This window comes from Lentzea sp. NPDC036955 (genome assembly GCF_055608005.1).
This window is the reverse complement of record NZ_JBVJRC010000005.1, coordinates 251,411-271,801: the sequence shown is the minus strand read 5'-3', so window position 1 is coordinate 271,801 and position 20,391 is coordinate 251,411. Positions and strand designations below refer to the sequence as shown.

Sequence of the window (20,391 nt, the reverse complement as noted above, 5' to 3'; positions counted from 1 at the left end):
GAGGTATGTCCTAAACCGCCCCGTACAGACGGTCACCGGCGTCGCCCAGGCCGGGCACGATGAAGCCGGAGTCGTTCAGCCGCTCGTCCACCGACGCCGTGACGAGGCGCACCGGCAGGTTCGAGTCCTCCAGGTGGTTGATGCCCTCGGGAGCGGCGAGCACGCACACCGCCGTCACGTCCGTCGCGCCGCGCTGGATCAGCAGCCGGATCGTGTAGGCCATCGAGCCACCGGTCGCGAGCATCGGGTCGAGCACGAGCACCGGCCGCCCGGCGAGGTCCTCCGGCAGCGACTCCATGTACGGCGTCGGCTGCAACGTCTCCTCGTCGCGCGCGAGCCCCACGAACCCCATCTGCGCGTCGGGGATCAGCTTGTGCGCCTGGTCGGCCATGCCGAGCCCGGCCCGCAGGACCGGCACGAGCAGCGGCGGGTTCGCGAGCCTGAAGCCGGTGGTCCGCGCGACCGGCGTGTGCGTGCGGTCCTCCTTCAGCGGCGCCTCCCGCATCGCTTCGTAGACCAGCATGACGGTCAGTTCGTGCAACGCCGCGCGGAACGCCGCGTTGTCCGTGCGCGCGTCGCGCATGGTGGTGAGTCTCGCCTTGGCGAGCGGGTGATCGACGACGAGGACGTCCATGCCCGACACCGTAACCGCTGGGCGAACCCGGCAAGGTGTCCAGAGTGGACCAGGCCGCCGTCGTGAACACCGTTAACTCGGCGGGTGTAGGGTCAGCCGCGTGACGGACCACGTGCGCATCGGAGTGCTGGGCGCGGCCAGGATCGCGCCGACCGCTGTCATCCGCCCCGCCCGCTCCTCGACCGCCGCCGAGGTGGTCGCCGTGGCGGCCCGTTCCACCGACCGCGCGCAGGCGTTCGCCGACCGGCACGGCATCGCCCGCGTGCACGGTTCCTACGAGGCCCTGCTCGCCGACCCGGCCGTGGACGCCGTCTACAACCCGCTGCCCAACGGCCTGCACGGCCGCTGGACCCTGGCCGCCCTCGAAGCCGGCAAGCACGTGCTGTGCGAGAAGCCCTTCACGGCCAACGCCGCCGAAGCCGCCACCGTCGCGGCCGCCGCCGAGGCCTCCGGCCTGGTGGTGATGGAGGCCTTCCACTACCGCTACCACCCGCTGGCCCAGCGCGCGGCCGAGATCGTGCGGTCCGGTGTGCTGGGCCCGCTGCGCCACGTCGAGGCCTCCGTCTGCTTCCCGCTGCCGGTGTTCTCCGACATCCGCTACGACTACGCGCTCGCGGGCGGCGCGATGATGGACGCCGGCTGCTACGCAGTGCACATGGCCCGCCTGCTCGGCGGCGAGGAGCCCGCGGTCCGCTCCGCCCACGCCCTGCTGCGCGCCCCGGCGATCGACCGGGCGATGCGCGCGACCCTGCGCTTCCCCTCCGGCCACACGGGTTCCGTGCACGCCTCGCTGTGGTCGGCCACCGTCCTCAAGCTGTCGATGAGGGCCGTCGGCGAGGACGGCGTGCTGACCGTGCTCAACCCGCTCGGCCCGCAGCTCGCCCACCGCTTGTCGTTGCGGCTCAAGGACAGGCGCTCGGTGGAGACGTTCGGCCGCCGCTCCACCTACGCCCACCAGCTCGACGCGTTCACCGACGCGGTCCTGCACGGCAAGCCGTTCCCGACGACGGCGGACGACGCGGTGCGGAACATGGCGGTGATCGACGCGGTCTACCGGGCCGCCGGTCTGCCGGTGCGCCGGCCGAGCGCCTGAGCTCCCGCCCCGCCCACCTCGTCCGCCCGCCCGCCTCGCCCGCCCCGTCGAGGAGAGCGACCGGCGGACCACCTGATCAGGGTCCTGCCCCACCCGTTCCGGGAGTCAAGAACCCGCTCCGCACCTCCGAAGTTCTTGGAGTCCAGACAAGACGCGGAGGTGTGAACGGTGATGATCGAGCAGAAGCCCGTCCGGCAGCGGTGTGAGTCGCCGCTGCTCATCCTGGTCGTGTCGGTCACCCTCGGGGTGCTCATCGGCGCGTTGCCGCGGCTGTGGCTGCACGAGCCGGCCCTCGCGTGCGGTCTCGCGCTGCTCCTGGTCGCGGCTTTCGCGATCACGGTCAAGTACGCACCGAACCGCAAGTGAGGGTTCTAGACTCGATCGGGTGAGCGACGAGCTGGTACCGGCTGACCAGAGTCACCTGCGCGCCTCGGACGCGGACCGGGAACGGATCGCGCAGGTGCTGCACGAGGCGACCGCTGAGGGGCGCCTCGACATCCACGAGCTGGACGAGCGGCTGACCGCCGTCTACGCCGCCAAGACCTACGGTGAGCTCGCTCCCATCACCGCCGACCTGGTGCTCAACGGGCTGCCGCAGCCCGCGGTGGGACCGCAGCACCACTCCGCTGTCGACCACCGCGTCGGCGGTGAGCCCGGCAGTGCCGTGTCGGTGGCGTTCTGGTCCGGCGTCAACCGCAAGGGCGACTGGGTGGTGCCGCGGCTGCACAACGCCGTGGCCGTCATGGGTGGCGTCGAGCTCGACCTGACCCACGCGCGGTTCGCCGAGCAGGAGGTCACGATCAGCGTCTTCGCGTTCTGGGGCGGGGTCGAGGTGCGCGTGCCCGACGACATCAACGTGAAGGTCGACGGGTTCGGGCTCCTGGGCGGGTTCGAGGACAAGGCGCCGAGCCGCCGGTACATCCCCGGCGCGCCGACCGTGCGGGTCACCGGGCTCGCGATCATGGGCGGGGTCGAGGTCAAGGGACCCAAGAAGAAGAAGTCCAAGATCTTGCGCGAGCTCCTGGACTGACATCGGCCCCGACAGCGGGCCCGAAGCTGTCGCAAACGGCGCTGACCTGCGCGAACCCGCTCACTTAGGACGGGCGTCCCATTCCGCCTAGACTCCGGACCATGGCTGCTCCTACGACACTGCCGTCGGCCCTGGCGGACGCCGTGCGCGACGAATCGTCGCTGCGGCGCTTCCTGCACGGCCTTCCCGGCGTCGACCAGGTCGGCGTCGAGCAACGAGCCGCGGGCCTCGGCACGCGGAGCATCAAGAAGGCCAGCAAGCTGCACGCCATCGACCTGGCGATCAGCATGGTGGACCTGACCACGCTCGAAGGCGCCGACACCCCCGGCAAGGTCCGCTCGCTCGCCGCGAAGGCCCGCAGGCCCGACCCGGAGCGGCCGGACGTGCCGCAGGTCGCCGCTGTCTGCGTGTATCCGGACATGGTGAAGACGGCCGTGGACGGCCTGCAGGGCAGCGGGATCGGCGTCGCCAGCGTCGCGACGGCGTTCCCGAGCGGCCGCAGCACGATCGACGTCAAGCTCGCCGACACCCGGTTCGCCGTCGAGCAGGGCGCCGCCGAGGTCGACATGGTGATCGACCGCGGCGCGTTCCTCTCCGGCCGCTACGGGCTGGTGTTCGAGGAGATCGTCAAGGTCAAGGAGGCCTGCGGGGACGCGCACCTCAAGGTCATCCTGGAGACCGGTGAGCTGGTGACCTACGACAACGTCCGCCGCGCCTCGTGGCTCGCGTTGCTCGCCGGCGGCGACTTCATCAAGACCTCGACCGGCAAGGTGCAGCCCGCGGCGACGCTGCCGGTCACGCACGTGATGCTGCAGGCGGTGCGGGACTGGAAGACCCAGACCGGCGAGCTGCGCGGGGTCAAGCCCGCCGGTGGCATCCGCACGACCAAGGACGCGATCAAGTACCTGGTGGCCGTGAACGAGGTGGCCGGCCCCGAGTGGCTCGACCCGCACCTCTTCCGGTTCGGCGCGTCGACGTTGCTGAACGACCTGCTCATGCAGCGGCGGACCCAGTTGGACGGCCACTACAGCGGCCCGGACTACGTGACGGTGGACTGACACATGTGGGAATACGCCCCCGCGCCCGAGTCGCGGGCCATCGCGAACCTCAAGCCGAACTACCGGATGTTCGTCGACGGCGAGTTCGTCGAGGGCTCCGGCGAACCGCTCAAGAGCATCAACCCCGGCACCGAGGAGGTGCTGGCCGAGGTCTCCACCGCGTCGAAGTCCGATGTGGACACCGCGGTGACGGCCGCACGCCGCGCCTACGACCGCGTGTGGTCGAAGATGCCCGGTGCCGAGCGCGCCAAGTACATCTACCGGATCGCGCGCCAGATCCAGGAACGCGGCCGCGAGCTCGCGGTGCTGGAGTCGCTGGACAACGGCAAGCCGATCAGGGAGTCGCGCGACGTCGACGTCCCCACGGCCGCCGCGCACTTCTTCTACCACGCGGGCTGGGCGGACAAGCTCTCGTACGCGGGCTACGGCCCCGACCCGCGCCCGCTGGGCGTGGCCGGTCAGGTCATCCCGTGGAACTTCCCGCTGCTGATGGCCGCGTGGAAGATCGCCCCGGCCCTGGCCTGCGGCAACACCGTGGTGCTGAAGCCCGCCGAGACCACCCCGCTGACCGCGCTGGTGCTCGCCGAGATCATCCAGCAGTGCGACCTGCCGCCGGGCGTCGTCAACATCCTCCCCGGTGCCGGTGACGTGGGCGCGACCCTCGTCGAGCACCCGGACGTGAACAAGGTCGCCTTCACCGGCTCGACCGAGGTCGGCAAGATCATCCAAGGCAACCTGGCCGGCACGGCGAAGAAGCTCACCCTGGAGCTCGGCGGCAAGGCGGCGAACATCGTGTTCGACGACGCCCCGCTCGACCAGGCCGTCGAGGGCATCGTCAACGGCATCTTCTTCAACCAGGGCCACGTCTGCTGCGCCGGTTCCCGCCTGCTCGTGCAGGAGTCCGTCGCCGACGAGCTGTTGGAGAAGCTGCACGCCCGCGTGTCCACGCTGCGCGTCGGCGACCCGCTCGACAAGAACACCGACGTCGGCGCGATCAACTCCCGCGAGCAGCTCACGAAGATCCAGGAGCTGACCGAGTCGGGCGAGGCCGAGGGCGCGGTCCGCTGGACCTCCTCGTGCCCGTTGCCGGACAAGGGCTTCTACTTCGCCCCGACGGTGTTCTCCAACGTCTCGCAGGCGATGCGCATCGCCCGTGAGGAGATCTTCGGCCCGGTGCTGTCGGTCCTGACCTTCCGCACCCCGGAAGAGGCCGTGGCCAAGGCCAACAACACCCCGTACGGCCTGTCGGCCGGCGTGTGGACCGAGAAGGGCTCGCGCATCCTCTGGATGGCGTCGAAGATGCGCGCCGGCGTGGTGTGGTCCAACACGTTCAACCGCTTCGACCCCACCGCCCCGTTCGGCGGCTACCAGGAGTCGGGCTTCGGCCGCGAGGGCGGCCGCACCGGTCTGGAGGCCTACCTCGATGTCTGATCGCATCTCGGTCGCGAAGACCTACAAGCTCTACATCGGCGGCGCCTTCCCGCGTTCCGAGTCGGGCCGCTCCTACCCGGTGACCGACACCAAGGGCGCCTTCCTCGCCAACGCCGCCCACGGCTCCCGCAAGGACGCCCGCGACGCCGTGACCGCGGCCCGCAAGGCGTTCGGCCCCTGGTCCGGCGCCACGGCCTACAACCGCGGCCAGGTCCTGTACCGGGTGGCCGAGGTCCTGGAGGGCCGCCGCGAGCAGTTCACCACCGAGGTCGCCGTCTCCGAGGGCGTCGCGGTGAAGAAGGCCCAGTCCCTCGTGGACACCGCCATCGACCGCTGGGTCTGGTACGCGGGCTGGACGGACAAGATCGCCGCGGTCCTGGGCTCCTCGAACCCGGTCGCCGGCCCGTACTTCTCGTTCAGCACCCCGGAACCGACCGGCGTGGTGGCCGTACTGGCCCCCCAGCAGTCGTCCCTGCTGGGCCTGGTCTCGGTCATCGCCCCGGTGATCGCCTCCGGCAACACCTGCGTCGTCATCACCTCGCAGGACCGCCCGCTCCCGGCGATCACGCTGTCCGAGGTGATGGCCACCAGCGACCTGCCCGGCGGCGTCGTCAACATCATCACCGGCCACACGGCGGAGATCGCCCCGTGGCTCGCCTCGCACGCGGACGTGAACGCGCTGGACCTGACCGGCGCCCCCGAGTCGCTGCGCGCGGACCTGGAACGGTCGGCCGCGGGAACGGTGAAGCGGGTCCTGCGCATCCGGCCCGACGAGGACTTCACCCGCGAGCCGGACCTGTCCCGGTTGCGGGCGTACCTGGAGACGAAGACGGTCTGGCACCCGATGGGGGTGTGAGACCTCAGCCGGCGGCGTAGGTCTTGCCCTGCGCCGCCAGCTCCTCGCCGAGGATGCGGACCGCCTTCGGGCCGACGCCGTGGATGCTCAGCAGGGTCTTCGCGGAGACCTCGGTGAGGGAGTCGAACGTGGTGTAGCCGTGGGCGGCCAGCTCACGGGTGGCGACTTTGCCGATGGCACGCGGGAACTCGGTCTCAAGCTGTTCGCTCATGGCCACATTCTGGCGTTGTGGACGCCTGTCGAACCGAAGGCTCGCGTTCGTGACCGAGCCGAAGGCGAGGCGTCCAGAGCTCTTCCTCGGGCGGTTCCGCGGTGGGTGGCTTCCCCGTCTAGCGCTCCGATCGTCCTGCCGGGCCTGGGGAGGGATGTCAACCGGGCACGCTCTTCGCCCGGTTGACATCCCTCCCCAGGTCTGGCGCGCTCTGGTGCGCTAGGCGGGGCAGACGCCCACCGCAACGCAACCAACAACGCAACCGGCAGCCGCACAAAGCAACAGGCGTGCCATCAACCCACGAACGGCGCCGGCGGCTTCTTTGGGAGTGTCGGGGTCTGGGGCGGAGCCCCAGGAACAGCCGACGAGCCCCAGGAACAGCCGCGACGGCTCAGGAGTTCACCAGCCCCGCCCGCCAGGCCCACGAAGCGATCCCCACCCGGTTCTTCACGTTCAACTTCGTCTGCACCGACGCCAGGTGCGTCTTCACCGTCGACAACGACAGGTACAACGCCCCGGCGATCTCCTGGTTCGACAGCCCGCGGGCGACCTCCCGCACCACGTCCTGCTCCCGAGCCGTGAGCAGCCCGAGGTCCGGCCGCGACGCGGGCCGCGCGAAGTGCTCCAGCATCCGCACGGTCACCTGCGGCGAGATCAGCGCGTTCCCGGCGGCTGCCGCCCGCACGGCCTCCACCAGCAGCGCGGGCCCGGCGTCCTTGGTCAAGAATCCCGAAGCGCCGTTCTCCAGAGCCGTGTGCACGTACTCGTCCAGGTCGAAGGTCGTCACCACGACGACCTTGGTCGAGGTCACGGACAGCTTCTTGGTGACCTCCAGCCCGTCGAGACCGGGCATGCGGATGTCCAGCAGCGCCACGTCCGGCTGGAGTTCCCTGGCGGCGGTCACCGCGGTCACGCCGTCGGGCACGTCGGCGACGACGGTGATGTCGGGCTGCTTCTCCAGGATCATCCGAAACCCGACGCGGACCATCTCCTGGTCGTCGGCGATGAGGACCGAGATCACTTGGTTCCTTCCAGTGGCAGTTCCGCGAGCACCTGCCAGCCGTTCTCGCGCGGGCCGGCGGAGAACAGGCCGCCGAGCAGGTCGACGCGTTCACGCATGCCCACCAGACCGTACCCACCCTGGTTCAGCTCGCCGGGGCGGCCGTCGTCGGCGACCACCACGCGCAGTGCTCCCGCGGGGGTGCGGGAGATGTCGACGTCGACCGCGGTCGGGGACTCGGCGTGCTTGTGCACGTTCGTCAGGGACTCCTGGACCAGGCGCAGCACCGAGCGGCCCAGCTCCGGGGGCACGACCTCGGGCAGGTCCATGCGCAGGCGGGTGGTGAAGCCGAGCTCGCGGGTGCGTTCGACGGTGGCGATCACGTCGGCGGCGAGGTCGGTGGTGGCCACGTCGTTCTCGCCCTGGCGCAGGGTGCCGACCAGGCGGCGCATCGCGCCGAGGGCCTCCGTGCCGCTGCGGACGATGCCGGGCAGCAGGCGGTGGGCGGCGCGCGGGTCGTCGTCGGAGACCTCCAGCGCCGCCTGGGCCTGGATGAGCATGCCGGTGACGTGGTGGGCGACGACGTCGTGCAGCTCGCGGGCCAGGACGATGCGCTCCTCCTTCTGCGCGTCGGTGACGGCGGCGGCGATCAGGCGGCCGCTCTCGGAGTCGCGGGCGCGGAAGTACAGGCCGGTGCCGACGGCGAGGAAGCCGAGGACGAGGGAGCCGAGGACCTCGTTGTAGTTGTAGGACGCGAGCCAGTTGTCGCGGATGATCGCGGCGAACACGCTCACGGCCATCAGCGAGCCGACCGACCAGGTGGCGGAGCGGCGGGGTTCCTCGCGCACGACCACAGCGGTGAGCACCAGGCAGGCGGCGGTCTCGGCCACGGTGAGCGGGCTGAGGACCGTCGGCAGGTTCACGTCGAACAGCCGGACCACGAACGACGCCACGAAGATCGACGCCACGGTCACCGGGATGGTGAAGGCGCGGGACCTGAACGACGCCACCGCCGCGATGCAGGGCGGCACGCTGAGCAGCCACACCAGGGCCTGCGAGCTCGTCGGCCCCGACATGAAGATGAGCTCGGCGAGCATCAGCAGCGCGAGCCCGGCGGCGATCGGCCATTGGCCCCGATGACTGTCCACGGGAGACAACGGTAGGACCACCGAACCGTTCCGGCCTCGGTCATCCGGCTGATCCGGTGTGTCGTCAAGGCTGAGGTTTCCCCGGCGCGGACCCGGCACCGTCAGCACCATGAATTCGGTTCTGGCCGCTCGTGGCCTCGTCAAGACCTACGGCGACGTGCACGCGCTCGCCGGGGTGGACATCGACATCTCGCCAGGTGACGTGCTGGCCGTGGTCGGCCCGTCCGGTTCCGGCAAGACGACCCTGCTGCACGTGCTGTCCGGAATCCTGCGGGCCGACGGCGGTGACGTGTTCCTCGACGGGCGCGCGATCGGGGAGCTGAGCGAGACGGGGCGCAGCGAGCTGCGGCGCACGGCGTTCGGGTTCGTGTTCCAGTCCGGCATGCTCGTCGCCGAGCTCACGGCCGAGGAGAACGCCGCGCTGCCGATGCTGCTCGGCGGGCGCTCGCGCGAGGAGTCGCTCGGCGCGGCCCGGCTGTGGCTCGCGCGGCTGGGCCTGCAGGGCATGGAGCAGCGGCGGCCCGGTGAGCTGTCCGGCGGCCAGGCGCAGCGGGTCGCCATCGCACGGGCGCTGGCGCACCGGCCGCGGGTGGTGTTCGCGGACGAGCCGACCGGTGCCCTCGACACCCGCACCGGGCAGGAGATGATGACCGCGCTGCTGCAGGCCGCGCGGGAGACGAACGCCGCTGTCGTGATCGTCACGCACGACAAGGCGATCGCCGACCGGGCCCACCGGGTCGTCGACATCCAGGACGGCCGCATCGCCGTTCCGAACCGCGGTCAGGTGCCGGCATGAGGATCGCGCTCGCGGTGCTGCGCAGGGACCGCCGCAGCCAGGTCGCCACCGTGCTGGTCGCGCTCGGCGTGATGATCGCGGTGTCGCTGGTGCTGTGGCTCGTCGCCGCACCGAACGGACTGCAGGCGCGCGCCGACCGCACCGCGTGGCGGGACGCGGTGAACCAGGGCACCCGGATCACGGTCGACCACACCACCGACTCGTTCCGCGGGCAGCTCGTCGAGCGGTTCGAGGTCTCCCGCAACGAGCCGGGTGACGTGCCGGTCGCCGCCGGTCTCGGCAGGTTCCCGGAGGCCGGCGAGGTCCTGCTGTCCCCCGCGCTGGCCGACCTGGTGCGCGCGCACCCGGCCGAGGAACTCGGCAACCGCTTCCCCGGCACGGTCGCCGGCGTGCTGGGGCCGGAGGCGCTCAAGCACCCCGGTGAGCTCGTCGCCGTCGTCGGACGCGCGGGCGTGAACGGGTTCAGCACCGACGCGCTGCGCAACGCGGCGGGCTCCTACCGCGACGACCACCACGGCATGCTCTACCTGCTCACCCGCGTCGGCCTGGTCGTGCTGGTGGTGCCGTGCCTGGTGCTGGTCGCCTCGGCCGCGCGGCTGACGGCGGCGAAACGGGAACGGCGCCTCGCCGCGCTCCGGCTGGCCGGCGCGACACCGGGGCAGGTCGTCGTGATGACGGCCGTGGAGACCGCGGTCGGTGCCGTCGTCGGCAGCGTGCTCGGCGTGCTGGCGGCCCAGCCGTTCAGCCACCTGACCGCGAAGATCCCGTGGGAGGGCGGGACCTGGTACCCCGGCGACTTCGTGCCCTCGACCGCGGTGGTCGCCGCGGTGGCCCTGCTGGCACCGGTGCTGGTCATCGCGGCCGCGATCATGGGCCTGCGCCGCGTGGTGAACCGCCCGCTGGCCGCGGAGGAGCAACGGCGGGTGCGGTCGTGGCGGCTGGTGTCGATCGCCGTCGCGCTGGGCGTGTTCTTCCTCGGCGTCGTCTACGCGCAGCAGGCCGGTGGCGACAGCCAGTTCACCGTGGTGCTGCTCGGGCTCGGCGCGGTGGCGCTGGCGCTGGTGCTGGCCGGTCCGGTGCTCACGGCGCAGGTCGGCCGGTTCTTCGTGGGCCGGTGGCGCACGCCGTCGACGTTGCTCGCCGGGCGCAGGCTCGCCGGTGACCCGGTGGCGGCGTTCCGCGGCTCGGCAGGCGTGGTGATAGCGGTGTTCACCGGCTCGATGGCGCTGACGATGCTGCCCGGCCTGGAGAGCCAGGTGCCGTTCCGCGACGCGACGTGGCAGGGGGGCGCGATCGTCGCCGAGCAGGTGTCGAGCGACCTCGGACCGCTGCGCGCGGCCACCTCGGCGCCGGTCGTGCCGATGCTCGACGGGTTCGTGAGCGACGGCGAGGAGGGCCGCTCCGGCCACTACGTCGTCGTCGGCAGGTGCGCGGAGGTCGCGACGGTCCTCACCGGCCTGGACTGCCGGCCGGGCCCGGCCGTCTACGCCCCCGAGGAGCTGCAGGGGGACCGGTTCCGCACCGCCGGGCCGGGTGACGAGGTCACCGTGCCGCTGCCGCGGCGGTACGAGACGCGGGCGTTCACCGGCGCGGGCCGGATCTTCGCGGTGATCGACCCGGAGGTGCTGCCCCAGCTGGCGGGCCGGGTGTCGATGGTGGGCGTGCCGACCACGGCGGAGAACCGCGAGGTCGTGCACACGGCACTGGTCGGCACGTTGCCCGGCGCGCGGCTTGCCGACGGTGAGCAGCGCGGCCTCTACGGCGACACGCTGATGGAGGACCTCCGGCGCGCCACGGTCATCGGCCTGTCGATCGCGGCGGTGCTCGGCGGCATCGGCGCGGCGGTGGCGGCGGCCGGTTCGGTGATCGACCGCAGGCGCACCTTCGGCGCGTTGACAGCGGCCGGAACGCCGATTCGCGTGCTGGGTCGCGCATTGCGCCGGGAAGTGGTTCTTCCCGTGTTCGCCGTCACCATCGCGGCGTGCGGGGCGGGAGTCGCCGTGGGTCTCGGACTGCTCGTCCTGGCGCGCGGACTGGTGGGTCACGGGGAAATGCCGCTCACGCCGTGGGTGGTGGCACCGGTCGCCGTCGGAGTGGTGGTCGCGCTGGTAGCGGCGTTGGCGTGCGGCCCGGTACTACGCGGCATCAGCCCGCGGGATTACGCGGCGGAGTAGCACTCGGCCGGAAGTACGAGGCGGGAACTGGCCCTCAGCGCGATGTGCGCGGAGGGCCGTTTTCCTACTTTGGATTCATGACGAATGCACAGCTCGCCAGCATCCAGTGGGGCCTTTTCCTCTCCGTGGTCTTCATTGCGCCGCAGCTGTTCTTCCGCCAGCTCACCTGGCGCAGCGCGCTCGTCACCGGCTACGCGAGCATGCTGTTCGCCGCGACGTTCCTGCCGCTGCAGACCGTGCCGCCGCGCCAGTCCGTGCAGCTGGTCCCGTTCCAGTGGGTCGCCGACACGCTCCGCGACGGGCGGATCGCCTTCGACCAGATGACGTTGAACGTGCTGCTGTTCGTGCCCCTCGGCGCGATGCTGATGTTCTGGGGCAAGCGCACCATCGGCCAGACGGCGCTCATCGGCTGCGGCGTCTCGCTCGTCATCGAGGGTTCGCAGCTCCTGTGGGCGAACCGGATCTTCGACGTGGACGACCTGGTCGCGAACACCACCGGCACCGCGCTCGGGTGGCTCTGCGCGGTGGCCGCGGTGAAGGTCTGGACCGGTGTCGCCGACCGGGTCAGCTGGTCCGCCAGCCCAGCTCACCAGCGGAGTTGACCTCGGCCGTGCAGTGCCCGATCGCGCTGCGCGTCTCCAGTGCCGTGGCGACCTGGTCGAACATCTCGACGATCGACGTCCACTCCGGCTTGGACATCTCGTTGCGGTCCTTGTCCCACTCGACCACGCAGCCGCGCAGCACGCCGGGACGGAGGTCGACGGCGAGCACGTCACCGGTGCCGTCGAACGCGATCGGAAGCCATTCCGAGTGGAATCCGATCGTCGGCGAACCCGCTTCCGAAGAATCCGCCGGCTTCTTGACGTGGGTTTCCCTCAGCACAAAAGCCCGTTCAGCACCCAGCGGTGTGTAAAAGGGCGGCAGGATCTCGGCGAAGAGGTCGGGGTCCGTTCCGCCGTAGACGCTCCACCACAGCTGCAGGTCGTCGGGAACCCTCAGCTCAGGCAGTGCGTCGTACCTCGGACGGAGCACGGCTCGGGTAGCGGGAGCGTGTTCCGCCAGCCATGCCAGGATCCGGTTCCAGTGCTCGATGACACCCACTGTTCCATGATCTTGGCGGAACGACGGGCGAGGTACCGCTCATCGGGGCAGGATCAACGCGAACAGGTCACACCGGGGGAAGCGGCTTCAGATGGCAGAACAGGGTCTCAAGGTCGATCTCGACGCATTGACCGGATATGCGTCGGCGGTCAGCGGATTGGCGAACGAGATCGGCACGGTCGGCACCGGCACGTTGAGCGGCACCACCGCGCTGCCCGGCGACTGCTTCGGCAAGATCGGCGACGAGGTCGGGCTCAGCGCGGCCTTCCAGCAGGCCGCACAGGTGCAGCTGGACGCGCTGAAAGCGGCGTCCACGGGGCTGTCCGGGCTCGGCACCGCCGTCACCAAGGCCCGCGAGGCCTACATCGCGCAGGAAGACGCGAACGCCGCCGCGCTGAACAAGGCGGCCCGCACGTGAGCGTCGAGGGGCTGCTGGGCCAGTTCATCGCGCCCATGAAGCAGGACCTGGCGAAGCTGGACGGCGACACCGGCGGTGCCCAGCGGGCCGGTGACGCGTTCGACCGCGCCCAGACCGCGCTCGCCGACCTCGGCGGCCGGCACAGCTCGGTCTCCACCGCGGTGCTGAACACGTGGTCCGGCGACAAGGCCAACGCGTTCACCGGCCGCGTGGCGACGTTCGCCGCGGCCACGAACGTGCTCGTGCAGAACGCCTCGACGGTGAAGACGGTGGCCTCGGCCGGCGTCTCGGCCGTGACAGGCGGTCGCACCGCCATCCAGGGCCTCATCGACGAGTTCACCGCCAAAGCCACCCCGCGGCTCGCCGCCGCGGTGGCCGCCAGCCTGGTCGCGGGCCCCGGCGCCGTGCTGGCCGCGCTCGCCGACCTGGCCGGGATGGCCAGCGGCTACCAGGCGAAGACCACGGCCGAGCTGCAGAAGGTCCGCGAGCAGCTCACCCAGCTCGTCGGCCAGCTGAACGGCATGCAGAAACCCGACACCGGCGCTCTCGGCAAGCTCGGCGAGCCGCTGGGCGGTGACGACGGCTCGACCTCGACGTCGGGCGTCTCCGACTCCCCGAAGCAGGAGGCCGCTCCGTCCGGCAACGGCAACGGCTCCGGCGGTTCGAGCGGTGGCGGCGGCGGTGGCTCCGGCAGCGGTGGTGGCGGAGGCGGCGGCGGTGGGGGCGGCGGCAACGGTGGTGGCGGCGGCGGTTCCGGCCCGCGGCTGCCGGTCGCGATCCCGCCGCAGCCCGGCGACGGCGTCGGCGTGAACCTGCCCGACGGCAGCAGCGCCGAGGCGCCGAACGAGACCGCGGCGATGGCCGTGCGCAACGCGCTGTCCGCGCTGGGCACGCCGTACGTGTGGGGCGGCGCGAACCCGCCGCAGGGCACCGACTGCTCCGGCCTGACGCAGTGGGCCTACAAGGGCGCGGGCTTCGACATCCCGCGGCCCGCCTGCGACCAGGCGATGGGCGCCTCGGTGCCGCCGGGCCAGGTGCTGCCCGGCGACCTCGTGGTGTGGGACGGCCACGTCGCGATGGTGATCGGCAACGGCCAGATGGTCGAGGCCGGTGACCCCGTGCAGGTGCAGCCGATCCGCACGACGAACTCCGGCATGTCGTTCTACGGGTTCTACCGCCCGACGGGCTGACCGGACAGCGCCTTCCTGAGGGCGCCGAGGCCGAGCTTGGCCAGGCCCTTCAGGAAGGCACCCGCGACGTACGCGTGGTCGTAGTGGTCGCGCCACAGCACGACCTTGCCGTCTTTCACGACGAACGTGCCGCACACCCAGAACGCCGCCTCGAACCCGCCGCGCCGGACGACGTCGGTCCGTTGCGTGAGCACGACGCCGCCGTTGGCCGCGATGTGGTGGACGCGGACCTCGACGCCGGTGACGGCCCTGTTCATCAGCCGCAGGTGCCGGGCGACCGTCCTCTTGCCGCGAGCGGGCGGGAACGGCATGTTCCGCCACACCACCCCGTCGCCCATGTGCCGCACGACGGCGTTCTCGTCGAGGGTCTCGGTGGCGCGCAGCAGCGCCAGGACAACGTCGCTCGGGTTCGTCACGCCCGGAACGTTAGCGAGGCGCGTACATGATCACGGCCACGCCCACCAGGCAGATCAGCGCGCCGGTGACGTCGTAGCGGTCCGGCCGGTACCCGTCGAGCACCATGCCCCAGGCCAGCGACCCGGCCACGAACACACCGCCGTAGGCCGCGAGGATGCGGCCGAAGTTCGCGTCCGGCTGCAGCGTGGCGACGAAGCCGTAGACGCCGAGCGCGATCACCCCGCCGCCGATCCACAACCAGCCGCGGTCCTCCCGGACGCCCTGCCAGACCAGCCAGGCACCGCCGATCTCCAGCAGGGCGGCGAGTGCGAACAACGCGACCGAACGCAGGATCATGCGGCACACTGTCGCAGTAGGGGGTGATCAGGTGGACGACGACGTCGAGCGCGCCGCTCGGAAGGTGCGCGATGTCGGGCAGGCGGTGTCGGAACACGTCACGCGCAGTGGTCCCGTCACGGGACGGGCGTCCTCGCCGGACGGCGCGGTGACGGTGGTCGGGACACCGGGTGGTCCGCCGCTGGAGATCTCGGTGAGCGCCGCCGCGCTGCGGATGGGTCCGCACGGGCTGGCCGCCGAGATCGTGCGCGTCGCCGAGAAGGCCCGGCTCAGCGCCGGCTCGCGGCTGCACGAGACGCTGGAACGGGTCGTCGACCCGCGGGAGCTGAACGCGATGGGCTTCGAACGCGGCCACGACGACGAGCAGCAGCAGGGGTGGCTGCGGTGAACGAGGAACGCATGCGGGCCGTCGAGCAGCTCCAGCGCGACCTCGCGGTGACCGCGGAGACCGTCGAGCACCCGAGCGGCCTGTGCACCGCCACGGCGACGGCGAGCGGTGAGCTCAGGGCCCTGCACCTGCACCCGGCGCTGCTGAGCCGGGGTGCGCGGGCGGTCGGCCAGGTCGTCACCGAGACCGCGCGGCTCGCGACGAACGCGGCCGTGCAGACGAGCTTCAACAGGCTGGCGCTGGCGCTGGGCGACGGCATGGCCATCAACGTCGAGGCGATCGCCGGCGACTCGCCGTTCCGCGCGACGTGGAACCCGGTGGTGCCCCCGGTCGTTGCAGCTCCTGAGGCGGTTGCGCCCAGGCAGCCGAGGACGCCCCTCGTCGACGACCCGGACGAGGACGCCTTCTTCGAGAACCCCTTTGGGCGCCGGTGATCAGCACCGTTAGGCTCGCCCACGGCATTCGGCAGGCATGACCGGGAGGTCAGTGATGGCGCAGGACATCGTCCCCATCGAGCTGGGGCTGACGCAGGGTGACGTGGTCACGCTGTGGGCACCCCGGTGGCGTGAGGAGGGTGAGGAGTGGGAGGCCTTCCTCGGTGACGAGGAGGACCTGTTCGTCTTCCCCGACGCCGCGCACCTCGCCGCCTTCGTGCGCACCGCGGGCGAACACGACCTCACCGACCACCCGGCGTGGCCGATCGTGCCGAAGCTCGGCATCGCGGACCTCTCGCCGGACGACAACCACCAGTTCGACCTGGTGGGCGTGCCCGAACTGGTCGCGGAGGACCCGGACACCTGGACCATCGGCGAGCTCGCGGACGTGATCGCGATCGTCCGGTCGCTCGCGGACGTCTGCGACCTCGAGAAGATCCACGAGGTGCTCGACTCCGCGGAGGGCTTCTCGCTGCTGCCGCAGGGCACGCTGCCGTTCAGCGGCCGTGACGGGGCGAAGCTGTGGGACGAGCTGTCCTCGGTCGTCTCGGAGAAGTGGGACGAGGTCCTCGACGCCATCGACAGCGTGGTCAACACGCCGGAGGTGCCGGAGAAGGAGCTCACCCTCGCGCAGGAGGAGCTCGCCGAGCTCGAAGCCGCCCAGCCCGCCGAGGTCGACGACGTCACCGAGGACGGCGACGAGGAGAAGGCGGAGCCCACCGGCTTCTGGGCCGAGGTCGGCATCGACCCCATCAAGATCATCACGTCCGCCGGCGAGTTCTACACGCTGCGCTGCTACCTCGGCGACGACCCGATCTTCCTGGGCCGCCGCGGCAAGATCGAGGTCTTCACCTCGTCGCGCGCGCTGAGCCGGTTCGTCGCCGAGAACGACGACCACGACCTGGCCGAGGTCGAGACCTGGAACGACGTGAAGGTCAAGGCCACCGCGGGCGAGCTCGACGCCGAGGTGGACGACGACAACGTCTACGTGCTCACCGGCATCGCCGAGGACATGGAGGAGGGCCCCGACGCCCTCGACCCGCAGCAGCTCGACCTCGCCGTCGAGCTGTTCGAGGACGCGGCCGAGTGGGCGGGCGACGAGTCCGTGAAGGAGGCGCTGGCCACCTCGGAGTCGCTGGGCTGGCTGGTGTCGTTCGTGGTCGCGCCGGACCCGACGCGCCTCGCGCCGTCCGCGCCGTACGACGCGGAGGTGGCGTCGTTCCGCGAGCTGCAGGCCAAGTTCGAGGACCGGCTCAACGTCAACTGACGTTCCGGCACGGGGAAGGGGCCGCTCGCGCGATGCGAGCGGCCCCTTCCTCGTCGCAGCGGCTCGCCGCCGACCTCCGCGACCGCAGCACGCTCGGCGACCACGGCCCGGCCGGGTCGATGGAGAGCGAGGCCGAGCTGGCCGGCGTCGACGCCACCGAGGCGTTCCACGGGGACTCGCCCTACCGGCCGCGCACGCCGTGCAACGCCTCCAAGGCAGGCGGCGACCACGCGGTGCGGTCGTACTTCGAGACGTTCGGGCTGCCGGTCACGATCACCAACTGCGCCGACAACTACGGGCCGAACCAGTTGCCTGGGAACGTGCTGCCGCAGTCGCGCGAACAGGTCGTGCCGGACCGGCCCGGTCACGACCGCCGCTACCTGCTCGACTCCCGCGTGATCGGCCGCGAACTGGGCTGGCGCCCGGAGATCCGGCCGCGAGCTGGGCTGGCGCCCGGAGATCGGCTTCGAGGCCGGTGTCCGGGACACCATCCGCTGGTACGCGGCCAACCGCGCGTGGTGGGAGCCGTTGCGGACGCTCAGCCCGGTCGACGAGAGCGCATGGGCTACCGCGCGGTGAGCGCCGCGTAGCCCGGCTTGACGAGCTCGTTGATGATGGCGAGCCGCTCGTCGAACCCGATGAACGCCGACTTCATGGCGTTGATCGTGAACCACTGCAGGTCGGCCCAGCCGTAGCCGAACGTCTCGGCGAGCGCGGCGAACTCGCTCGACAGCGAGCAGTCGCTCATCAGGCGGTTGTCGGTGTTGACGGTGACGCGGAAGCGCAGCTTCGCGAGCAGGCCGATCGGGTGCTCGGCGAGCGTCGGAGCGGCACCGGTCTGCAGGTTCGACGTCGGGCACATCTCCAGCGGGATGCGGCGGTCGCGCACGTACGCGGCCAGGCGGCCCAGCTCGGCGCCGGCGACGTCGCCGTCGGACACCTTGATGTCGTCGACGATCCGCACCCCGTGGCCGAGGCGTTCGGCACCGCAGTGCTGGATCGCCTCCCAGATCGAGGGCAGGCCGAACGCCTCACCGGCGTGGATGGTGAAGTGCGCGTTCTGCTGACGCAGGTACTCGAACGTGTCGAGGCCGCGGGTGGGAGGGAAGCCGGCCTCGGGGCCCGCGATGTCGAACCCGACGACGCCGAGGTCGCGGTAGCGGACGGCGAGCTCGGCGATGCGCAGCCAGCCCTCGTTCTGGCGCATGGCGCACAGCAGCGTGCCGACGCGGATCTTGCGACCGGTCTCGGCGACGCGGGCGGACCCGACCCGGAAGCCCTCCTGGACGGCCTCGACGACCTGCTCCAGCGAGAGGCCCTTCTCGGTGTTCAGCTCGGGGGCGTAGCGGATCTCGGCGTAGACGACGCCGTCGGCCGCGAGGTCCTCCACGGCCTCGGCGGCGACGCGGACCAGGGACGCCTCGTCCTGCATGACCCCGCACGTGTGGGCGAAGCCCTCCAGGTAGCGCACGAGGGACCCGGAGTTCGCGTTGTCGCGGAACCAGCCGCCCAGGACGCCCGCGTCGGTGGTGGGCAGGCCCTGGTAGCCGGTGGCATCGGCGAGTTCGATCACCGTCTGCGGGCGGAGGCCACCGTCGAGGTGGTCGTGCAGCAGGACCTTCGGCGCGCTGCGGATGGTCTCCAAGGTAAGCGGCGTGGACATCACTACACGTTACTCCAGGCGACACGCCGCTTCAGAGCCGGATGAAATGATCTTGGCGGCGCTATGCTCAGGAGTCGTTCTCAGATGTTGCCGATCCGTGATCAGCAACTTTCTGCAACCAGGGCGAGGCTCACGTCACCCCAAGGTAGGAACATCACTTCTCGCTACCGCCCACTCGCGGCCAGTGACTTGGCGTTCGGTCCAGCACGCTAGCCCGACCGGGCTAGCCAGCCATCCGCGCACGGCCTTTTTCCGGCGGGGGTGGTACGGAGCCACGCCATGACGCGGATAGGCTCCCGTGGTCTCCCCTCCCCTTGGACGAAGGCACTCAGCCGTGACAGAGAACAACAACTCCACGATGTCCTTCGATCGGATGCGCAACATGCTCACGCGCGCCGCGGAGATCCGTGAGAGCGAGCAGCAGCAGATCTTCGACGCGTTGGACGAGATCCACGCCCGGATGTCGCCTCTGGAGTCGCTGGGTTCGGTCCGCAAGCGCCTGTCGGAGCTGCCGGACCGCACCGAGGTCAGCGTGCTCGCGGAACGTCTCGACGAGGCACTCGCCAAGCTGGAGGCCCAGGACAACGCCGTTCAGGACATCGGCCGCGCGGTCGACGGCCTGGTCGACAAGCTCGCCAAGCCCTTCGCCCAGCTCGACGGCCGCCTCGACGGCGTCGCCGGCCGCTTCGAGGGCGTCGCCGGCCGCATGGACGGCCTGGAGGACAAGCTCTCCAGCATCCACAAGCGCATCGACGACCTCGACGGCCACCTGGACAAGCAGGACGGCAAGGTCGAGGCGCTCCCCGCCGCTGTCACGACGCCGCTGCGCGAGCGCATCGAGGCCCTCGAAGCCGCGCTGCGCGGCCGCCTGGACGAGGTCGACGAGGGCGTGCACGAGCACCTCGACGGCACCCGCGAGGCCCTGCAGAAGATCCTCGCCGAGTCGTTCTCCGGCCTGCACGGCCGCGCCGACGAGCAGCGCGACACCCTCGCCGCCGCCCGCGCCGAGCTGTCCGCCGCGATCACCGAGTCCCGCGACTCCCTCGCCGGCTCGCTCGCGGACCGCACCACCCAGATCTCGACCTCGCTGGCCGAGACCCGCGACTCGCTCGCCGGCTCCCTGTCGCAGGCCCGTTCCGAGCTCGCCGGCGCCGTGGTGGAGACCCGCGACTCGCTGGCCGGCTCGCTCGCCGAGACCCGCGCGGAGCTCACCTCCGCCGTCGCCGACACGCGCGACGTCGTCAACGGCAAGCTCGACGAGGCCCGCACCGCCCTGTACGCGGCGATCGAGCAGTCCCGCGACCAGGTCGACTCCGCGGACCGCCTGGAGGCGCTGGCCCGCCGCCTGGAGCTGGTCACCTCGCAGCTCGACACCATGACCAACCGCCTCGACAAGGTCGAGGACGGCTTCGCCGCGCGCATCGCCGAGCTCGGCGGCACCGTCGACGCGAGCCTCTCCAAGGTCGCGGAGACCGTCGGCGCCCGCCCGGACACCGACGCGCTGCAGTCCCTGGTCCGCCGGTCGAACCAGGAGTCGGAACTGCGCATCGGCGGCCAGCTCGACGAGGCCATGGCCACCTTCGCCGAGCTGATCCTCGGCGGCGGCTCGCCCACGCCTCCCCCGCCGCCCACCGCCCTGCCCCGCCCGCAGCGCCGCACCCGCAAGAACGGCGGCCCGAAGCCGGCCAACGGCGGCAAGGACGTGGACGACGACGACCTGGCGGCCGAGGGCGCCTGAGCGCCTGA

General features: G+C 71.4%; 24 protein-coding genes. 16 read left to right on the top strand and 8 right to left on the bottom strand.

Annotated elements, in window-relative coordinates:
- Positions 1 to 10: 10 nt before the first annotated feature.
- On the bottom strand, positions 11 to 634 hold the full coding sequence (gene upp, locus ACZ7CF_RS18540) for a uracil phosphoribosyltransferase (RefSeq protein WP_470370100.1): 624 nt from the start codon (positions 632 to 634) through the stop codon (positions 11 to 13).
- Between the two features lie 100 nt (positions 635 to 734).
- Between upp and ACZ7CF_RS18535 the strand changes: the two genes are divergently transcribed.
- From ACZ7CF_RS18535 to ACZ7CF_RS18510, 6 genes are all read left to right on the top strand, one after another.
- The gene (locus ACZ7CF_RS18535) at positions 735 to 1,727 is read left to right on the top strand and encodes a Gfo/Idh/MocA family protein (protein ID WP_470370099.1); all 993 of its coding nucleotides are present in this window, start codon (positions 735 to 737) and stop codon (positions 1,725 to 1,727) included.
- Positions 1,728 to 1,898: 171 nt separating this feature from the next.
- The gene (locus ACZ7CF_RS18530; protein ID WP_360396023.1) at positions 1,899 to 2,093 is read left to right on the top strand and encodes a hypothetical protein; all 195 of its coding nucleotides are present in this window, start codon (positions 1,899 to 1,901) and stop codon (positions 2,091 to 2,093) included.
- 19 nt (positions 2,094 to 2,112) lie between these two features.
- Positions 2,113 to 2,757 (top strand): DUF1707 SHOCT-like domain-containing protein, encoded by a 645-nt coding sequence (locus ACZ7CF_RS18525; RefSeq protein WP_360396021.1) that lies wholly within the window; start codon positions 2,113 to 2,115, stop codon positions 2,755 to 2,757.
- A gap of 101 nt (positions 2,758 to 2,858) precedes the next feature.
- Positions 2,859 to 3,815, top strand: coding sequence for a deoxyribose-phosphate aldolase (gene deoC, locus ACZ7CF_RS18520; RefSeq protein WP_360396019.1), 957 nt, complete (start codon positions 2,859 to 2,861; stop codon positions 3,813 to 3,815).
- Positions 3,816 to 3,818: 3 nt separating this feature from the next.
- Positions 3,819 to 5,246, top strand: a complete 1,428-nt coding sequence (locus ACZ7CF_RS18515) for an aldehyde dehydrogenase family protein (RefSeq protein ID WP_470370098.1) — start codon at positions 3,819 to 3,821, stop codon at positions 5,244 to 5,246.
- Positions 5,239 to 6,102 (top strand): aldehyde dehydrogenase family protein, encoded by an 864-nt coding sequence (locus ACZ7CF_RS18510; RefSeq protein WP_470370097.1) that lies wholly within the window; start codon positions 5,239 to 5,241, stop codon positions 6,100 to 6,102. The genes ACZ7CF_RS18515 and ACZ7CF_RS18510 overlap by 8 nt, the downstream gene beginning before the upstream one ends.
- 4 nt (positions 6,103 to 6,106) lie before the next feature.
- Here the strand turns inward: ACZ7CF_RS18510 and ACZ7CF_RS18505 are convergent, their stop codons facing one another.
- The 3 genes from ACZ7CF_RS18505 to ACZ7CF_RS18495 form a co-directional block, all read right to left on the bottom strand.
- The gene (locus ACZ7CF_RS18505) at positions 6,107 to 6,313 is read right to left on the bottom strand and encodes a helix-hairpin-helix domain-containing protein (protein ID WP_470370096.1); all 207 of its coding nucleotides are present in this window, start codon (positions 6,311 to 6,313) and stop codon (positions 6,107 to 6,109) included.
- 391 nt (positions 6,314 to 6,704) lie between these two features.
- Positions 6,705 to 7,334: a response regulator transcription factor gene (locus ACZ7CF_RS18500; RefSeq protein WP_360396012.1), complete on the bottom strand. Its 630-nt coding sequence runs from the start codon at positions 7,332 to 7,334 to the stop codon at positions 6,705 to 6,707.
- Positions 7,331 to 8,461: a sensor histidine kinase gene (locus ACZ7CF_RS18495; protein WP_360396010.1), complete on the bottom strand. Its 1,131-nt coding sequence runs from the start codon at positions 8,459 to 8,461 to the stop codon at positions 7,331 to 7,333. Before ACZ7CF_RS18495 ends, ACZ7CF_RS18500 begins: the two co-directional genes overlap by 4 nt.
- Before the next feature lie 109 nt (positions 8,462 to 8,570).
- Between ACZ7CF_RS18495 and ACZ7CF_RS18490 the strand changes: the two genes are divergently transcribed.
- The 3 genes from ACZ7CF_RS18490 (at position 8,571) to ACZ7CF_RS18480 (ending at position 12,033) form a co-directional block, all read left to right on the top strand.
- Positions 8,571 to 9,257, top strand: a complete 687-nt coding sequence (locus ACZ7CF_RS18490) for an ABC transporter ATP-binding protein (RefSeq protein ID WP_360396008.1) — start codon at positions 8,571 to 8,573, stop codon at positions 9,255 to 9,257.
- Positions 9,254 to 11,431, top strand: coding sequence for an FtsX-like permease family protein (locus ACZ7CF_RS18485; RefSeq protein WP_470370095.1), 2,178 nt, complete (start codon positions 9,254 to 9,256; stop codon positions 11,429 to 11,431). The genes ACZ7CF_RS18490 and ACZ7CF_RS18485 overlap by 4 nt, the downstream gene beginning before the upstream one ends.
- A 77-nt stretch (positions 11,432 to 11,508) precedes the next feature.
- Positions 11,509 to 12,033, top strand: a complete 525-nt coding sequence (locus ACZ7CF_RS18480; protein WP_360396005.1) for a VanZ family protein — start codon at positions 11,509 to 11,511, stop codon at positions 12,031 to 12,033.
- Here the strand turns inward: ACZ7CF_RS18480 and ACZ7CF_RS18475 are convergent.
- Positions 11,996 to 12,532: an SMI1/KNR4 family protein gene (locus tag ACZ7CF_RS18475; protein ID WP_360396003.1), complete on the bottom strand. Its 537-nt coding sequence runs from the start codon at positions 12,530 to 12,532 to the stop codon at positions 11,996 to 11,998. The genes ACZ7CF_RS18480 and ACZ7CF_RS18475 overlap by 38 nt on opposite strands.
- A gap of 91 nt (positions 12,533 to 12,623) precedes the next feature.
- Here ACZ7CF_RS18475 and ACZ7CF_RS18470 point away from each other — a divergent pair, with 91 nt between their 5' ends.
- On the top strand, positions 12,624 to 12,950 hold the full coding sequence (locus tag ACZ7CF_RS18470) for a type VII secretion target (RefSeq protein ID WP_360396001.1): 327 nt from the start codon (positions 12,624 to 12,626) through the stop codon (positions 12,948 to 12,950).
- Positions 12,947 to 14,140: a C40 family peptidase gene (locus tag ACZ7CF_RS18465; RefSeq protein ID WP_470370094.1), complete on the top strand. Its 1,194-nt coding sequence runs from the start codon at positions 12,947 to 12,949 to the stop codon at positions 14,138 to 14,140. The genes ACZ7CF_RS18470 and ACZ7CF_RS18465 overlap by 4 nt, the downstream gene beginning before the upstream one ends.
- Here the strand turns inward: ACZ7CF_RS18465 and ACZ7CF_RS18460 are convergent.
- Entirely contained in the window at positions 14,122 to 14,556 is a 435-nt protein-coding gene (locus tag ACZ7CF_RS18460) for a limonene-1,2-epoxide hydrolase family protein (RefSeq protein ID WP_470370093.1), read from the bottom strand. The two genes, ACZ7CF_RS18465 and ACZ7CF_RS18460, sit on opposite strands and share 19 nt — an antisense overlap.
- A gap of 10 nt (positions 14,557 to 14,566) precedes the next feature.
- On the bottom strand, positions 14,567 to 14,893 hold the full coding sequence (locus tag ACZ7CF_RS18455) for a YnfA family protein (RefSeq protein WP_360395996.1): 327 nt from the start codon (positions 14,891 to 14,893) through the stop codon (positions 14,567 to 14,569).
- 31 nt (positions 14,894 to 14,924) lie between these two features.
- On the opposite strand from ACZ7CF_RS18455, the gene ACZ7CF_RS18450 reads away from it, so the two are divergent.
- The 4 genes from ACZ7CF_RS18450 to ACZ7CF_RS18435 are packed head-to-tail and all read left to right on the top strand — an operon-like array spanning position 14,925 to position 17,572.
- A complete protein-coding gene (locus tag ACZ7CF_RS18450) occupies positions 14,925 to 15,281 on the top strand; it encodes a hypothetical protein (RefSeq protein WP_458430258.1) in 357 nt (118 codons plus the stop codon).
- Complete coding sequence (locus ACZ7CF_RS18445; protein ID WP_470370092.1) at positions 15,278 to 15,715, top strand: YbaB/EbfC family nucleoid-associated protein; 438 nt, start codon at positions 15,278 to 15,280, stop codon at positions 15,713 to 15,715. The genes ACZ7CF_RS18450 and ACZ7CF_RS18445 overlap by 4 nt, the downstream gene beginning before the upstream one ends.
- Before the next feature lie 55 nt (positions 15,716 to 15,770).
- Entirely contained in the window at positions 15,771 to 16,982 is a 1,212-nt protein-coding gene (locus ACZ7CF_RS18440; RefSeq protein ID WP_360395992.1) for a primosomal protein, read from the top strand.
- A gap of 32 nt (positions 16,983 to 17,014) precedes the next feature.
- On the top strand, positions 17,015 to 17,572 hold the full coding sequence (locus ACZ7CF_RS18435; protein ID WP_470370091.1) for a GDP-mannose 4,6-dehydratase: 558 nt from the start codon (positions 17,015 to 17,017) through the stop codon (positions 17,570 to 17,572).
- Here ACZ7CF_RS18435 and ACZ7CF_RS18430 read toward each other — a convergent pair.
- Complete coding sequence (locus tag ACZ7CF_RS18430) at positions 17,548 to 18,645, bottom strand: adenosine deaminase (protein WP_360395988.1); 1,098 nt, start codon at positions 18,643 to 18,645, stop codon at positions 17,548 to 17,550. The genes ACZ7CF_RS18435 and ACZ7CF_RS18430 overlap by 25 nt on opposite strands.
- 358 nt (positions 18,646 to 19,003) lie before the next feature.
- Between ACZ7CF_RS18430 and ACZ7CF_RS18425 the strand changes: the two genes are divergently transcribed.
- On the top strand, positions 19,004 to 20,383 hold the full coding sequence (locus ACZ7CF_RS18425; RefSeq protein WP_458430255.1) for a hypothetical protein: 1,380 nt from the start codon (positions 19,004 to 19,006) through the stop codon (positions 20,381 to 20,383).
- Positions 20,384 to 20,391: the final 8 nt, after the last annotated feature.